The sequence below is a fragment of the Collinsella sp. AM18-10 genome (assembly GCF_003471585.1).
GTDB lineage: Bacteria > Actinomycetota > Coriobacteriia > Coriobacteriales > Coriobacteriaceae > Collinsella.
Window position 1 is genome coordinate 26,988 of the sequence record NZ_QRJO01000014.1, and the last position, 15,642, is coordinate 42,629.

10 protein-coding genes and 1 tRNA gene are annotated in these 15,642 nt (G+C 61.7%); 4 read left to right on the forward strand and 7 right to left on the reverse strand.

Features of this window, described 5'->3' with window-relative positions; translation table 11 throughout:
• Positions 1–44 precede the first annotated feature (44 nt).
• Genes DW211_RS08135 through DW211_RS08145 form a run of 3 tightly spaced genes read right to left on the reverse strand, consistent with a single transcriptional unit; the run spans position 45 to position 4,282 of the window.
• The gene (locus tag DW211_RS08135; protein WP_199576741.1) at positions 45–2,612 is read right to left on the reverse strand and encodes a homocysteine S-methyltransferase family protein; all 2,568 of its coding nucleotides are present in this window, start codon (positions 2,610–2,612) and stop codon (positions 45–47) included.
• A gap of 9 nt (positions 2,613–2,621) precedes the next feature.
• Positions 2,622–3,410 (reverse strand): hypothetical protein, encoded by a 789-nt coding sequence (locus DW211_RS08140; RefSeq protein ID WP_117805960.1) that lies wholly within the window; start codon positions 3,408–3,410, stop codon positions 2,622–2,624.
• Positions 3,410–4,282, reverse strand: coding sequence for a methylenetetrahydrofolate reductase (locus tag DW211_RS08145; protein ID WP_117805959.1), 873 nt, complete (start codon positions 4,280–4,282; stop codon positions 3,410–3,412). The genes DW211_RS08140 and DW211_RS08145 overlap by 1 nt, the downstream gene beginning before the upstream one ends.
• A 427-nt stretch (positions 4,283–4,709) precedes the next feature.
• On the opposite strand from DW211_RS08145, the gene DW211_RS08150 reads away from it, so the two are divergent.
• Positions 4,710–6,797, forward strand: coding sequence for a glutamine synthetase III (locus DW211_RS08150; RefSeq protein WP_118260210.1), 2,088 nt, complete (start codon positions 4,710–4,712; stop codon positions 6,795–6,797).
• Positions 6,798–6,992: 195 nt separating this feature from the next.
• Here the strand turns inward: DW211_RS08150 and DW211_RS08155 are convergent.
• From DW211_RS08155 to DW211_RS08170, 4 genes are all read right to left on the reverse strand, one after another.
• Positions 6,993–7,069, reverse strand: a tRNA-Glu gene (locus DW211_RS08155).
• 100 nt (positions 7,070–7,169) lie between these two features.
• Entirely contained in the window at positions 7,170–9,347 is a 2,178-nt protein-coding gene (locus tag DW211_RS10325) for a MurT ligase domain-containing protein (RefSeq protein ID WP_233540982.1), read from the reverse strand.
• 45 nt (positions 9,348–9,392) lie between these two features.
• Complete coding sequence (locus DW211_RS08165; protein WP_118260212.1) at positions 9,393–10,436, reverse strand: hypothetical protein; 1,044 nt, start codon at positions 10,434–10,436, stop codon at positions 9,393–9,395.
• Positions 10,436–11,512, reverse strand: a complete 1,077-nt coding sequence (locus DW211_RS08170; RefSeq protein WP_118260213.1) for a hypothetical protein — start codon at positions 11,510–11,512, stop codon at positions 10,436–10,438. Before DW211_RS08170 ends, DW211_RS08165 begins: the two co-directional genes overlap by 1 nt.
• A 500-nt stretch (positions 11,513–12,012) precedes the next feature.
• On the opposite strand from DW211_RS08170, the gene DW211_RS08175 reads away from it, so the two are divergent.
• The 3 genes from DW211_RS08175 (at position 12,013) to DW211_RS08185 (ending at position 15,635) form a co-directional block, all read left to right on the forward strand.
• Complete coding sequence (locus DW211_RS08175) at positions 12,013–13,236, forward strand: iron-containing alcohol dehydrogenase (RefSeq protein WP_089572776.1); 1,224 nt, start codon at positions 12,013–12,015, stop codon at positions 13,234–13,236.
• 83 nt (positions 13,237–13,319) lie between these two features.
• Complete coding sequence (locus DW211_RS08180; RefSeq protein ID WP_117563611.1) at positions 13,320–14,420, forward strand: glycerol dehydrogenase; 1,101 nt, start codon at positions 13,320–13,322, stop codon at positions 14,418–14,420.
• A 147-nt stretch (positions 14,421–14,567) separates the two neighbouring features.
• Positions 14,568–15,635 carry a glycerol dehydrogenase gene (locus DW211_RS08185; protein ID WP_118260215.1) on the forward strand — a complete coding sequence of 356 codons (1,068 nt, stop codon included), beginning with the start codon at positions 14,568–14,570 and terminating at the stop codon, positions 15,633–15,635.
• The last annotated feature ends 7 nt before the right edge of the window (positions 15,636–15,642 follow it).

Consider the following 15,642-nt stretch of genomic DNA (forward strand, 5'->3'; position numbering starts at 1 on the left):
GTGGCGCGTGCGGCACGTTTTAGTGCTCGGTTGTTTCCGTTGTGTTACTGCCCAAAGACCTCTTCGGCGATACGAGCGCTTTCGGCGGCATCCTTGGCGTAGTAGTCCGCGCCGATCTGCTTGGCGTATTCGGGGGTGAGCACGGCGCCGCCTACGATAATCTTGACGCCCGGAACCTCGGCATGGAGCAGCTTGATGGTCTCCTCCATGGCGACGACGGTGGTGGTCATAAGCGCCGAGAGGCCGACGAGTTTGATATCGCGCTCCTTGACGGTCTTGAGTACCTCCTGCGGATCGACATCGCGGCCCAGGTCAAAGACGGTGTAGCCGTAGTTGTCGAGCAGCATTTTGACGATGTTCTTGCCAATATCGTGGATGTCGCCCTTGACGGTGGCCACGCAGATCTTGCCCTTGTCGGCGATCTCGCCGGCGGGCATCAGGCGCTTGATGGTGTCGAAGCCCACGCGCGCGGCCTCGGCCGAGGCCATGAGCTGCGGCAAGAAGAACTTGCCCTGGTCAAAGAGGACGCCAACCTCGTCGAGGGCGGGGATAAAGTGATTGTTGATGAGGTCCATGGCGTCGTGGTCTGCCAGCAGACGCTCGGTCTCGGCAGCGATCTCGCCTTTGCGGCCCGAGACGACCATGCGACGAATCGGGTCGTCGTTGCCGACGGTGCCGGCGGTGCCCGCGGTGCCCGCGGCCGGCGCGGCATCACTCGATGCGGCCTGAGCTGCTGCCGGGTTGGCGGCGATCTTATAGGGATCGGTCCAGCCGGCGTAGCGTTCGATGTATCCGGTCGAGCCCTCGTCCTCAACGCTCAGCACGCGATAGCTGTAGACGGTGTCCATAAAGCGCTTGGAGCCCGGGTTCATGATGGGGGCGTCCAGGCCCGCGCCAAAGGCGGCGGCCAAAAAGACCGAGCCCAGCAGCGGGCGGGCAGGCAGGCCAAAGCTGATGTTCGACACGCCGAGCGCGCATTTGACACCCAGGCGCTCCTTGCACAGGGACATGGCACGCAGGATCTGCTCGGCCTGGCGCTGGTTGGTCGAGGCGGTCATGACCAGGCAGTCGATGAGGATGCGGTCCGGTCCGATGCCGTAGCGGGCAGCCTCGGCCACGATGCGCTCGGCGATGGCGAAGCGAGCCTCGGCGGTATCGGGGATGCCGCCTTCGTCGAGCGTAAGGCCGACAACGTTGGTGCCGTAGTGGGCGACCAGTGGAAAGATCTCATCCATGATCTGCTGCTTGCCATTGACCGAGTTGATGATGGGCTTGCCGGCGTAGCGGCGCACGGCGGCCTCGACGGCTGCGGGGTCGGTGGAGTCGATCTGCAGCGGCAGCAGCGTGGAGCCTTGGAGCTGCTCGGTCGCTTGCTGGATGACCTTGACCTCGTCGATCTCGGGCAGGCCCACGTTGACGTCCAAGATATCGGCGCCCTGTTCTTGCTGGCTGATGCCCTGGCTTACGACGTAGTCCAGATCGCCGTCGCGCAGGGCCTGCTGCAGGCGTTTTTTACCGGTGGGGTTGATGCGCTCGCCGATGACGGCGATTTTGTGGCCGTCGCAGGGGAGGTCCACCACGGTCTGGGCGCTTGTGACCGACATGCTGGGCTTGCGGTGGCGCGGACTGGGCGTGTGGTTATCGATAAGCGTGCGCAGCGCTGCCATGTGCGTGGGCGTGGTACCGCAGCAACCGCCCACGACGCTCACGCCGTCGGCGATCATGCCGGCGACGGCCTCGGCGTATTCGGGGGCTTGGATATCAAAGACGGTGTTGCCGTCGTCGTCCACGCGGGGCAGTCCAGCGTTGGCCTGCACCATGATGGGCTTGTCCGTAACGGTGAGCATGCGAGCGGCGAGCCCTCGGAGCTCGGCCGGTCCCTGGCTGCAGTTGATGCCCAAAACGTCGGCGCCGATGGCATCGAGCGTGATGGCGGCAACCTCGGGACTCGTGCCCAGGAAGGTGCGACCGTCTTCCTCAAAAGTCATGGTGGCAAAGACGGGCAGGTTGGAGTTCTCGCGGCAGGCGAGGACCGCCGCCTTGATCTCGGCCAGGTCGGTCATGGTCTCGATAATAAAGAGGTCCACACCCGCGGCGACGCCGGCGCGCACTTCCTCGGCAAAGAGGTCGTAGGCCTCGTCGAAGCTCAGGGTACCCAGGGGGCGCAGCAGCGCGCCGATGGGGCCGATGTCGCCGGCGACGTAGTGGGCACCGGCCGCGCGAGCGCAAGAGACTGCGGCGGCAAAGACATCTGCCACGGTGGCGGCGCCATCGAGCTTGTGCGCGTTGGCGCCAAAGGTGTTGGCGGTGATCACGTCGCACCCGGCCTCGACGTACTGACGTTGGATGTCGGTGATGACCTGGGGCTCCTCAAAGTTGAGCAGCTCGGGCAGGGCTCCGGCCTTCATGCCGGCCGCCTGCAGCATGGTGCCCATGCCGCCGTCGAACAGCAGGTGTCCCGTGCCCTCGATGGCGGCGCGCAGACGATCGTTCTTAATGCGAAGGTCGTCGATTGTGCGCGTCTTGTATGCAGCGCCTTTGCGGCGTGCGGCATCAACAGGCGCCGCCAGCGCGGCACCGTCCAGATCATGAGTGATAAGCGGAGTAAACATCGATGGCTCCTAATGGCTGGAATAGCAGGTGGTGTGGGCGGCGCGGAAGCGGCAGTGCTCACGCATGCGGCAGATATTGCAGGTGGGGCGGCTCTGGGCGTCGTGGACTTCGCCGTCAAACAGACCAATCACCGCGGTCACGCTCTTGGTGGGCATGAGCAGGCTGGTCGGCGTGACGGTAAGCCCGATGAGCCGCGTGGCGTTGAGCGCATTCACGATTGAGCGCTGGGCCGTAAGCGGGCAGTCGCCATAGCCGGGACTGAAGCGCCAGTTACCGGCGAGTCCGTGTGCGGCGGCCGCAGCCTTGACCTGCTGGTCCATCTGCTCGACGGCGGCTTCTACATAGGCAGAGCATGCGGCGTCGAGCACGGCTCCCTCCAGGGGCTGCTGGGCTCCCGTGGTGCGCAGACGACGCTCGGCGTCCATGCCGAGTGTGCATGCCATGAGCGCGGCAAAGCGGGCGTCTTTGAGATGTCGATAGATGTCGCGACCGCGCAGCTCAACGTTGGTGCCGACCAAGCGAATGCAAGGCTCTCCCTGCTCGTCCACGCCCATGGCATCGATGGCAAATGCGCGGCGCACGCCACGGGGCTCAATGTCCAGTTCCAGACGCTCAACGACAAGCTCAATACGCTGCGACAGCTCGGGCTCAATCTGCTGACCGCCGTAGCCCAGATAGCGCAGCATCTCGGCACGATCGACGCGGGGATGGTGGGCATCATCGATACGATAAAGCGCCGGCGACGCAAGGTCGGCCGGCACTTCGACAGCGGTTGTATCGATGTGCGGTTTTTCCATTACCCCAAGCGCTCCATAATGGTTGCGGCGATTGCAGGACGGTTCATAGTGTACAGGTGCAGACCGGCGGCACCGTGCTCCTTAAGGTCGCAAAGCTGACGGGCGGCATAATCTACACCGGCTGCCTGCAGACTCTCGGGGTCGTTCTCGTACTTGGCGAGAATCTTGATGACGGGGGAGGGCAGTGACGCGCCGCACATAAAGACCATGCGGCTGATCTGCGACTTGCCCATAAACGGCATGATACCTGCGGTAATGGGCACGGTGATGCCGGCCTTGTCGGCAAGCTCGCGAAAACGATAGAAGCACTCGTTATCAAAGAAGAGCTGCGTCACAAAGAAGCTCGCGCCGGCGTCCTGTTTTTGCTTGAGGTGTTCGACCGAGAGGTTGAGATCCTCGCAGGCAATGTGGCCCTCGGGGTAGGCTGCGGCACCCACGCAAAAGCCGGCGTCGACGAGCTCGGGGATGAGGTCGCGGGCGTAGGCGTAGTCGGAGGCGGGCTTGTCGTCCTCGGTCGCGCCGGCAGGGAGATCGCCACGCAGGGCCAGGATGTTTTCCACGCCGGCGGTGCGGTACTCATCGATCTTGGCGGCGATATCGGCGTGGGTACGGCCCACACAGGTGAGGTGCGCCACCGAGGGCGTATCGAATTCGCTCGTAATCATATGCGCGATGGGGGCGGTGGTGGCGCCGTTGCCCGAGCCGCCAGCCGAGCAGGTGACCGAGACAAAGCTCGGCGAAAGCTTGCACAGATTGCCTGCCACTTCGCGAGCCGTGTCGAGGGTAAGCTCGCCCTTGGGCGGGAACATCTCAAACGAAACGGGTGCAGTGCCCTGGGATGCTGCCTGCTTAAAAACCTCGTCGACGCGCATATCGTGCTCCTCTAGATACGTAATAGTGTGATGTGTTGTAAGGATTCTACAGCACCACTGTGCCACGGTGGAGTTTCACTCACTATTTGGGGGATACCAATCAAAGATGCCTTGCTATCGGCATTTCCTATAGCAGAGCGGCTCATTTTGACACGGGCTATAAAGACTGGTATCTGATGCGAAATACCAGTTAATTGAGCCCCATCCCAAATTGACTACCCTTAAACCATGGGGAGAGGTCTGCAATTTATACAGTTGATTGGCTGTTGAGGGCGGCAACGCCGCCGCGATGCGGTAACCTCATTGATTGGTTTCGTGACAGCAACATAACGGTAATGTTGCGGAAACACGACGAGCCTAATCTATGGCTCGTTCGTTAGTAATCAACACCGCTTCTCACGCGGTGCCGATACGAAGGGAGTTCCGTATGGCCGAACTTACTGACCGCTTCGGGACCATGGTGTTCTCTGAGGAAGTCATGAAGGACTACCTCCCCAAGGACATTTGGAAGCGCCTTGCTGCAACCCTCGAGGACGGTGAACCCCTCGACCTGGATGTGGCCAACGCCGTCGCTCACGCCATGAAGGTATGGGCCATCTCCAAGGGCGCCACGCACTACGCGCACTGGTTCCAGCCGCTTTCGGGCATCACTTCCGAGAAGCACGACAGCTTCCTCGAGCCTAACCACGACGGCACCGCCATCACCAAGTTTACGGGCAAGAACCTCATCCAGGGCGAGCCGGACGCCTCCAGCTTCCCCAACGGCGGCCTTCGCGCCACCTTCGAGGCCCGTGGCTACACCGCCTGGGATCCCACTAGCCCTGCCTTTATCAAGGACGATGTCCTGTGCATCCCCACGGCTTTCTGCTCCTACACGGGTGAGGCCCTGGACAAGAAGACCCCGCTGCTGCGCTCCATGACCGCGCTCTCGCGTGAGTCCAAGCGCGTTTTGGCGCTGTTCGGCAAGACGCCAAAGAAGGTCGTTCCTTCCGTGGGCGACGAGCAGGAGTACTTCCTGATCAAGAAGGACGCCTACCGCAAGCGCAAGGACCTGGTCATCACCGGCCGCACGCTCTTTGGCGCCGCTCCCTGCAAGGGCCAGGAGCTCGAGGAACACTACTTTGGCGCAATCCGTCCCACCGTCTCGTCCTATATGAAGGACCTGGACAACGAGCTGTGGGCGCTCGGCATTCCCGCCAAGACCAAGCACAACGAGGTTGCTCCCTGCCAGCATGAGCTCGCCCCCGTCTATGGCGAGGTCAACGAGGCCATCGACCAGAACCTGGTCATGATGGAGAAGATGAAGCTTATCGCTTCCCGCCATGACCTGGTCTGCCTGCTGCACGAGAAGCCGTTCGAGGGCATCAATGGTTCGGGCAAGCACAACAACTGGTCGCTTGGCACCGAGTCCGAGAACCTGCTCGATCCGGGCGACACCCCGCTCGACAACCTGCAGTTCATCGTCTTCCTCACCGCGGTGATCGAGGCCGTCGATAACTATCAGGAGCTCCTGCGCGCTTCCGTCGCCTCGGCCGGCAACGATCATCGTCTGGGCGCCAACGAGGCTCCTCCGGCGATTATGTCCATCTTCCTGGGCGACCAGCTCACCGAGGTTGTCGAGAAGATCATCGATGGCAAAGCTTCCGTCCATGCCACGCGCGGCGTGCTCGACTTGGGCGCCGATACCCTGCCCAAACTGATGCAGGACAACACCGACCGCAACCGCACCTCCCCGTTCGCCTTCACCGGCAACAAGTTCGAGTTCCGTGCCTGCGGCTCCGAGCAGAACGTCTCCGACTCCAACCTGGTGCTCGATGCCGCCGTGGCCAAGTCGCTCAAGTCCTTCGCCGACGCACTCGAGGGTACGCCCGAGGATAAGTTCCAGGACGCCGCGCTCGAGTACTGCAAGAAGGTGCTGACCGATCACCAGCGCATCCTGTTCTCCGGCGACGGTTACTCCGACGAGTGGCCCATCGAGGCCGAGAAGCGCGGCCTTGCCAACAACAAGACCACGGCCGACGCTCTTCCCGCCTTTGTTTCCGATAAGGCTATCGCGCTCTTTGAGGAGACGGGCGTCCTGACCAAGGCCGAGGCTCAGTGCCGCTATGACTGCAAGCTCGAGAAGTACAACAAGCTCATGAACATCGAGGCTACCACGATGGTTCGCGAGGCGCGTCGTACCTATCGCCCGGTCATTACCGCCTATGCCACCAAGGTCGCTAAGGGCCTTGAGACTATTCGTGCCGCCGGTGCTGAGGCCGCCATGCAGTGCGAGCAGAACACGCTCAACAAGCTCTGCAACGGTATCACCGCCATCAACAACTCCATCAAGGCGCTCGACGCCGTACATCAGAAGGCCGAGGCTCTCGATGGCCAGGAGCAGGCCAACGTGTACGCGCACGAGGTCGTTCCCGCTATGGATACGCTGCGTGCCGCCGTGGACGCCATGGAGGAGATCGTGGCCGCCGACTACTGGCCGGTTCCGACCTACGACGACATCCTGTTCTACGTGTAGGGCGTAACTGACATATCGTCACGGTATTGAGCCGGGGTCCGCATCGCGCGGGCCCCGGCTATTTGTTTGTGAAGGACGCTTTGGAGTCCGTTTTGCCGCCGATTTGCCGGGATCCGCACCCTGTCGGGTTCGAATCCCGGCATATCGGTAGCAAAAAGCCCGCTACCGAATTGGTAACGGGCTTCTCAGATTTTGTGGTGCCCCCAGCGGGATTCGAACCCGCGATATCCACCTTGAAAGGGTGGCGTCCTTGGCCGCTAGACGATGGGGACAGCGGGGAAGAGTATAGCAGACTTTTTTGCCGGCGCGTATATCGTTGGCAAACTGGAAAACCACCACAAAGGTGCCTGTCCCCTTTGTGGTGGTGAGGTGCTAGGAGAGGAGCTTCATGGCGGCGTCGTGGGCGGCGTGCTCGTAGGTGTCGTCGAGGGGTTTGAGCGGCAGCAGGGCGGCGGCCTGTGTGTCGCCACGGCGCTCGAGGGCGTGCGCGATGAGCCAGTCGGCGAGTTCGGGGTTCTTGGGCAGCGCCGGGCCATGCAGGTACGTGCCGATGACACCCTTGTAGATGAGACCCTCAAAGCCATCGTCGCCGTTGTTGCCGGTGCCCGTGACGACGGACGTTCCGAGCGGCGTGGCATCGGCGTCCAAAAGCGTGCGGCCACCGTGGTTCTCGAATCCCACAAAGGGCTCGGGTGCCAGGTCGGTCTTGACGGCGACGTTGCCGATCAGGCGGTCGGAGCCGCGTACGGTCTCGGCGGCAATGACGCCCAGGCCCTCGATGCGATTTTCGCCCATATAGTACGAACGGCCGAGCAGCTGATAGCTGCCGCAGATGGCGAGCAGCGAACCGCCGTCCTCAACATAGGCTGCGACCTTGTCTTTTTGGGCGAGCAGCTCGTGTGCCACGGCTAGCTGGTCGCGATCGGATCCGCCGCCCATCATGACGATATCGGCATCATGCAGATCGAGCACCTCGCCCATGCGGACCTCATCCACGCGAACGGGGATGCCGCGCCAGGCGCAGCGGCGCTCGAGGGCGATGACGTTGCCGCCGTCGCCATAGAGGTTGAGGGCATCGGGATACAGGTAGACGATGCGCAGCGGGCGCGAGAGCTCGACTGGCGCGATATCGGTGGGGACAGCGCTACCATCGGCGCGCGTTACGGCGTGGGAGGCGACCGAACTTGCATCGGTGCCTTTGAGCCCGTCGAGTTCTTTGACCAGCGGCGGGAAGGCCGTGTAGTTGGCGACGGCGTAGAAGGTGTCATCGGCGGCCTCGTCTGCCATGGCGCCAATTGCCTGCGCGACGTCCGAGATAATGGCGGCGTCGATGCCGGCGTACTTGAGGCGCACCTGCATATCGTGTGCACGCGTGCCGCCGGCAAAGGCGACAAGCCCCGAGGTATCGGCGATGCGCTCGAAGTCGACGTCGTAGATCCACGAGACATCGTGGCCGTCGGCGTCGTTGTCATTGAGGAAGAAAGCGCAGAGTCTGCCGCCTGCCGTCTTGATGGACTGGATTTGTCGATCGAAGCCTACGGGATTCTTGGCCAGGTTGGCCTCGACGGTGCGGCCGGCGATATCCCAGCGCCCCATACGACCGCCGGCAGGCACATAGGCATCGAGCGTAGGCTGTAGAAGCGCCGTGTTCACGCCCAACTCGTGTGTGGCAAAGAAGGCGGCGGCAACGTTATAGACCATGTACAGACCGTTGTAGCGCGTGGCGATGTGCGTTGCGGGTGCGTCGGTATCGGGTCCAAAGACAAGGTCAAAGCCGTAGCCGTCGCAGCCGAGTTCCACGCCCGTCACGCGACGGACAAGCGCAGGGCGGGCCCAGCCGCACGAGGGGCAATGGTAGGCGCCGAGTTGACCATACTGTACGTAGTCGTACTCCAACGGGGCGTTGCACTGCGAGCAAAAGCGCGAGTCGCTAATGCGGTCGGACTCGGTGCCCGTGGCGCCGTCGATGCCAAAGGCAATACTCGCGTTGGGAACGCGCGCGGCAATCGAGGCGCACAGCGGGTCGTCGGCGTTGTAGATGAGCGTCGTTGCCGGCGAAAGCTCCAACGCGTGGGCGATGACCTCCTGGGTGTGATCGATCTCGCCATAGCGATCTAGCTGGTCACGGAACAGGTTGAGCAGCACGAAGTACGTCGGCTTGAGCTTGGGCAGGACGCGCACAGTGTAGAGCTCATCGCATTCAAAAACGCCTACGCGCTTGCCACTGCTGGTGTGCTTAAGGCCGCCGCGGGCCTCGAGCAGAGCACCCACCACACCAGGCTCCATATTGTTGCCGGCACGGTTGCACACCACGGTAGCACCGCTGGCAGCAACGGCGTCGGCGATGAGGTTGGAGGTGGTGGTCTTGCCGTTGGTGCCGGTGATCACCACGCTGCGGTCGACCAGGCTCGCGAGGTCGCTTAGCAGCTCGGGGTCGATCTTCATGGCGATGCGGCCGGGGAGTACGCCGCCCTGGCGCTTAAGGACGGAGCGCAGCCCCCAGCGGGCGATATCGCTCGAGGCACAGGCGAGAGATGAGCGGAAGTTCATGAAGCCGTTCCTAACGTGAATGACATGGTCGTGGCGTTTGCGCCGTTAAAAGCCGTAACGGCGCGCAAATTCCTGGGCAAGCTGCGATACATCTTCGCAGGCGTTGGCCCAGGGGGCAAAGTCGGGGGTGTCCGAGATGATGCCGTCGGCTTCCCAAACTGCCTGATGCGAAAGGTCCCAGGGGTCGTGCGGTTCGGGCCGGCAGGGAAGGTACGGTGTCTGATACATGGGGTTCAGCAAAAAGAACGCGCCGCCCTCGCAACGGTTAGCGAACTCACGCAGCGCGCGCGTCGCCGGGCGCATCTTGTTTGTTTTGAACAGCAGAATCGTGCGGGCGAGCAGGTACCAAGGAGAGTTTTCGAGTGCGTCTGCCCCCATCTGTTCCTCGAGCTGGTGGGCTAGGGCAAAAAAGCCGTCCTGGTCTTCCAGGCGAGCGAGAGCGAGCAACACGGTGCCGGCAGCTCGGGTGGGATAGCCTTCTGCCTTAAGGACGCGGCGGGCGTAGTTGGCAGCAGCGCGGTAGCGGGCGCTTGCCATGCACTGCTGCGAGATGGCCTCGAGTGTGTGGAGCCACCCGATAAGGGCCGGCTCGCTCACGGTAAGGTCCGCTGCGGTGACACCGTCGGCCAAAACATTATTGGCCCAGTAGTGCGGGGCCTCCATATCAAACCCGGGCACGCTTCGCTGCAGGTAATCGGCCGTGGTCGCCTCGAGCTTCATCAGGTCGCCCAGGCAAGCGTCAACGGGCGTGTCGGCCAGGATGATGGCGAGCAGCTGCGCGTCGACGGCCAGTGCATCGACGCGGACAATCTTGAGCAGCTCATCGCGCATGTCGTCGAACAGGCGATTGCGCGTCTGCTCGAACTCCTCGTCGCTGCCCATGTCCTCGATGCGATGGAGCTCGTCGAGCAGGTGGCGATGAACACCGGCATAGGACAGCAGCGCCTGGGCATGCTCGGACTGCGCATACTTTTGGGGATTCGCGCTCATGTCGTTATGGACAAGCTCGCGTGCTGCATCGGTGAGCTCGGGGTGCGACGCCAGATAGGTGCGCTCCAGGTAGGCGGGGATGTAGACGCTCGGATCCATTAGAGGTCTCCTCCCTTAAATGGAAGCCCCTGCTCGGCTGCGCGCAGGATGCGCTCGTCGATCTGGGAACGCACGATGTCGTTGGTGGCGACCCAGGCGGCAAAGCTGGCGTTGTCGGGAGCGCCCAGGCCCTCCTGCAGTACCGGCGTCGCCTCGGAGAGTGCAAGGACGAGCTCGTCGGTGGAGCCTGCACCCACGTTGACGCGGGCATAGACGCCATCGGGAAACTCGGTTTGGAAGTAGAGTGCCTCGGCCGCGTGCGGGCACGAGCGTGCAAGGATGCGCAAGTAGTGCTCGGCACCCTCGTAGTCCAGCTCGCGCCAGGCTGCGCTCATCAGTGCGATGAGCGTCCACGGGTCCAAGTCGCGCTCCGCGTCCTTGGGACGACGACGCAGCGGCGTGTTGGCGAGATAGGGGACGGAGTGGGCAGAGCGAAAGCGCTTGAGCTCCTCGGCAGGGTATTCGAGCTTCGCCATGGCGAGCATCGCGGTGTGGCGGACGCCGGCCGGATCGTTGGGGGCAAAGTCGAGGCTGCGGTTTGCAGCTTCGAGCGACATGCGATAGCGTCCGCTAATGAGGGCGCGCGATGCAAGGGCGGCAAGCCAGCGCAGGTAGGGGCGGCGCATAAGGTCGCCCGCGGCCTCGCGCTCATAGGGGTCCTGCGCCGAGGCGATCTTGAACGCCAGGTCATGCTCGACTTCATCGCGCTTGGATACCAGGTACTGTACGTATTCCTCGTTGGAGTCGGCGGTGAGGGCCGTCAGCATGCGCTGGGCATCCCAGTTGGTCGGATCGAGCGCGGCGGCCTCGCGAAGCATGTTCTCGGCAGCGGCCTCTTCCTGCTCGGCTTGGGCATCGTCGGGGATAAAGGGAATGCGGTAGTCGACAGCCTCGACCACCTTGGCAATCAGATGTCCGGCGCGGTCGCGATCATGCACGATGAGCGGCGCGGGGTTGCGGGTGAATTGTTCCATCAGACGCTCTACGGCGGTGCCATCGGTGAGCGGGATATTGTCGCGGCGCAAGGCCTCAAGAACGAGGCGATGGCAATCCTCTTGAATGGGATCGAATGCCATGGGGCCTCCTTTGCTGCGGTTAGGGTTCAAATGTCTCTATATAAGGTTCTAGTTTACCCGCATGTGGCACACCGGGGGCGTCGCACTTGGACTTGCACCTTTGCACCACGAAGACGGATGTCGCACAAATGTCGGCACCTTGGACGACCGAGTGGTATCACGGTGCCGCAAACGGTCGATTTTTGGCGGCGAACGGTGCATATTTTGGAGGGGCACAGTCCTGCCCAGGATATGTAGTCAACCTTGATAAAACGTTTGCCCAGCTTGGGAGTATGAATGCCGCACAAGGGTCTTCAGGGATAGAAAAAACGTTTCATCATTGGCGGCTTTAGGTGAATAACTGACCAACCAGAACGGTAAAATAGTGTTTGTCTGAGCGTTGAGACGTTTAGACATCGCGCATTGTCATCGCCGGCAACGCGCAAACCGGTCCTAACGGAGTCAATTGGGTGCTCCGTTATATACGCAAGTCTAAGAGGGGCTTGTTTAGGAGGCACAGTATGGGACGTTTTACCAATCCTCGCGATCTGTACTTTGGTGAGGGCGCTCGCCACGAGGTGAAGAACCTCAAGGGCAAGAAGGCCATCATCGTTTCTGGCGGCAGCTCTATGCGCCGCGGCGGGTTCCTGCAGGACGTCGAGAACGACCTTAAGGAAGGCGGTTTCGAGGTCAAGCTGTTCGAGGGCGTCGAGTCCGACCCGTCCATCGAGACGGTCATGAAGGGCGCCGAGGCCATGCGCGAGTTCGAGCCCGACTGGATTATCGCCATCGGTGGCGGCTCGCCCATCGATGCCGCTAAGGCCATGTGGGTCTTCTACGAGTATCCCGAGGAGTCCTTCGATAACATCATCCAGCCGTTCAGCTTCCCGGAGCTGCGTCAGAAGGCTCATTTCTGCGCCATCTCCTCTACCTCCGGCACCGCTACCGAGGTCACCGCGTTCTCCGTCATTACCGACTACGCCAAGGGCATCAAGTACCCGCTGGCCGACTTCAACATCACCCCTGATGTCGCCATCGTCGACCCCGAGCTCACCTACACCATGCCCGCCAAGCTGTGCGCTCACACCGGCATGGATGCTCTGACCCACTGCATGGAGGCCTACGTTTCCACCTGCGCCTCTATGTTCACCGACGCCAACGCCCTGCACGGCATCCGCGAGATCGTCGAGTGGCTGCCCAAGTCCTATGCTGGCGACCATGAGGCCCGTCAGCACATGCACGAGGCTCAGTGCATCGCCGGTATCGCCTTCTCCTCGGGCCTGCTCGGCATCGTTCACTCCATGGCTCACAAGACCGGTGCTGCCTTCGAGAACGGCCACATCATCCACGGTGCCGCTAACGCCATGTACCTGGGCAAGGTTATCCAGTGGAACTCCAAGGACCCGCGTGCTGCTGAGCGTTACGCTTACGTGGCCAAGGAGATCCTGCACCTTCCCGGCGAGACCAACGAGGAGCTCATCGCTGCGCTCGTCCAGAAGATTCGCGACCTCAATGACCAGCTCAACATTCCGCAGTCCATCAAGGATTACGCGAATGGTGGCGTGAAGGTCGACGCCGAGAACCCGCAGATGGTTTCCGAGGAGGAGTTCCTCGCCAAGTTGCCCGAGATCGCTGCGAACGCCGAGACCGATGCCTGCACGCCCGAGAACCCGCGTGAGACCAAGGCTGCCGACTTCGAGAAGATCCTCAAGGCCTGCTACTACGACACCGACATCGATTTCTAATCGACTCTTGTTATCGTAACGAGGGGCTCCGCACGTATCCGTACGGAGCCCCTTTCTTTTTTCTTTTAGAGAATGGGATAGTTATGGCTGCAATTTTCAATAGCCCCAGCAAGTACATCCAGGGCCCGGACGAGCTGGCCAAGCTCGGCTCCTATGTCGAGCCGCTCGGCGCTAAGGCCCTCGTCATCGTGACGCCTTCGGGCAAGAAGCGCGTCGGTGCCAAGATCGAGGGCGGCTTTGCCGAGGCTAAGGCCGAGCTGCTGTTTGAGGACTTTAACGGCGAGTGCTCCAAGGGCGAGGTCGATCGCCTGGTTGCGCTCGCTCGCGACAACGGTTGTGACATCATCGTCGGCGTCGGTGGTGGCAAGATCCTCGACACCGCGAAGGCCGTCGCCTATTACCTAGAGTCCCCGGTTATCATTTGCCCCACCATCGCCTCGACCGATGCACCGTGCTCGGCACTTTCGGTGCTCTATACCGACGACGGCCAGTTCGATAAATATCTCTTCCTTAAGGCAAACCCCAACATTGTCCTTATGGATACGACGGTTATCGCGGCGAGCCCGGTGCGCCTGACGGTTTCCGGTATGGGCGATGCGCTCGCAACCTATTTCGAGGCCCAGGCAACGCACGATGCCGACGGCGGCACCTGCGCCGGCGGCAAGGGCGGAATGGCCGGCCTAGCGCTCGCCAAGCTCTGCTACGAGACGCTTATGGCCGATGGCGTCAAGGCCAAGGTCGCGCTGGAGAAGGGTGCGCTCACGCCTGCAGTCGAGCATATCATCGAGGCCAATACGCTGCTTTCGGGCATTGGCTTTGAGAGCTCGGGCCTTGCTGCTGCTCATGCCATCCACAATGGCCTGACGATGCTGCCCGAGTGCCACGGCATGTATCACGGCGAGAAGGTCGCCTTTGGCACCATCGTTCAGCTGGTACTCGAGGATGCTCCGACTGAGAAACTCGAGGAAGTCTTGGGCTTCTGCATTGAGCTGGGCCTGCCGGTCACGATGAAGGAACTTGGCGTTGCCGAGCTTACGCGCGAACAGGCCATGATTGTTGCCGAGGCCGCCTGCGCGCCCGATGACACCATGTGCAATATGCCGTTTGAGGTGACGCCCGAGATGGTCGCAAACGCCATCCTGGGTGCCGACGCGCTGGGACACTACTATCTCATGGATGAGTAAATCAAGCTAAGGAAGGGGCAAAGCCAGCAGACGGCTTTGCCCCTTTTTGCTATGGTGCAAACTAACCTGACCCCATCGCACCAAGTTGGTGCAAAGGGGTCAGGTTACTTTGCACCAATCGTTGTTTGATGAAGGGCGGATTCTCGTATGGCGCTTCCTATGGTTTACGGCGGTCCCGGCCGGTATGTTCAGGGGCCGGGCGAACTTTCGCGTCAGGGCAGGTATTTGTCATGGTTGGGCTGCGCTGCCTATGTCTTGTTTGACCAGGGCACCGAGGATCGGCTGTGCAGGCAGATCGTCGATGGATTTCTGGATGAAGATCTAAGCGAGCCGTTCTTTAAGATTTACAACGGTCCGTGTACGGAAGATGCCGTTGTCGAAATGGCCAAGGAAGCCCAGGCCGAGTATTGCGACATGGTGGTGGGCATTGGCGGCGGCAAGATGCTCGATATCGCCAAGGCAGTAGCGTTTTATGCCGAGTTGCCGTTGTGCGTATGCCCCACGGCGGCTTCGATGGACGGTCCGTGCAGTGCGATTTCGGTGCTGTATCACGAGGATGGGTCGTTCGACCGCTACCTGATGCTCGAGAAGAATCCAGATATGGTCGTGGTCGATACCAACGTGGTCGCAGCGGCCCCACTGCGTATGACGGTCGCTGGTATGGGCGATGCGCTGGCAACGTACTTCGAGGCGCGTTCATGCGCCGCGGCGAGAGGTGCGAACGAACACGGTGGCGCGCCGGGACACTTGGCCTTGGTTACGGCTCGTGCCTGCTACGACACGCTCATGGAGTGCGGCGTCGCTGCCAAGCGCGATCTCAAAAAGGGCCGTATATCGCCGGCGGTTGAGCGCCTGATCGAGTGCAATATTCTGCTTTCGGGCGTTGGCTTTGAGAGCGGTGGCTTGGCGTTGGCGCATGCCATCGCCAACGGTCTGACGATTCTGCCCGAGTGCAAGGCCATGCATGGTGAGGCCGTGGCATTTGGCCTGGTGGTGCAGCTGCGCCTGGAGCGTGCACCCGAGCTTGATCAGGTGCTCGAGTTTTGCCAACGCGTTGGTCTGCCGACGACGCTCGAGGAGCTGGGCCTTGGCGAGATTTCCGATGCCGACCTGCAGGGTGTTGCAAATGCGGTCTTTAGAAACGAGCGTAACATAGCCAACGAGCGGGCCAAGGTGACCAAACAAAAGCTCGTGCAGCTCATGTGCGAGGCATAGTTTGGCG

What these genes read in the sequence shown, in the direction of transcription:
- DW211_RS08135 (WP_199576741.1), bottom strand. Translation starts at nt 2,612, where the DNA reads ATGTTTACTCCGCTTATCACTCATGATCTGGACGGTGCCGCGCTGGCG.
- DW211_RS08140 (WP_117805960.1), bottom strand. Translation starts at nt 3,410, where the DNA reads ATGGAAAAACCGCACATCGATACAACCGCTGTCGAAGTGCCGGCCGAC.
- DW211_RS08145 (WP_117805959.1), bottom strand. Translation starts at nt 4,282, where the DNA reads ATGCGCGTCGACGAGGTTTTTAAGCAGGCAGCATCCCAGGGCACTGCA.
- DW211_RS08150 (WP_118260210.1), top strand. Translation starts at nt 4,710, where the DNA reads ATGGCCGAACTTACTGACCGCTTCGGGACCATGGTGTTCTCTGAGGAA.
- DW211_RS10325 (WP_233540982.1), bottom strand. Translation starts at nt 9,347, where the DNA reads ATGAACTTCCGCTCATCTCTCGCCTGTGCCTCGAGCGATATCGCCCGC.
- DW211_RS08165 (WP_118260212.1), bottom strand. Translation starts at nt 10,436, where the DNA reads ATGGATCCGAGCGTCTACATCCCCGCCTACCTGGAGCGCACCTATCTG.
- DW211_RS08170 (WP_118260213.1), bottom strand. Translation starts at nt 11,512, where the DNA reads ATGGCATTCGATCCCATTCAAGAGGATTGCCATCGCCTCGTTCTTGAG.
- DW211_RS08175 (WP_089572776.1), top strand. Translation starts at nt 12,013, where the DNA reads ATGGGACGTTTTACCAATCCTCGCGATCTGTACTTTGGTGAGGGCGCT.
- DW211_RS08180 (WP_117563611.1), top strand. Translation starts at nt 13,320, where the DNA reads ATGGCTGCAATTTTCAATAGCCCCAGCAAGTACATCCAGGGCCCGGAC.
- DW211_RS08185 (WP_118260215.1), top strand. Translation starts at nt 14,568, where the DNA reads ATGGCGCTTCCTATGGTTTACGGCGGTCCCGGCCGGTATGTTCAGGGG.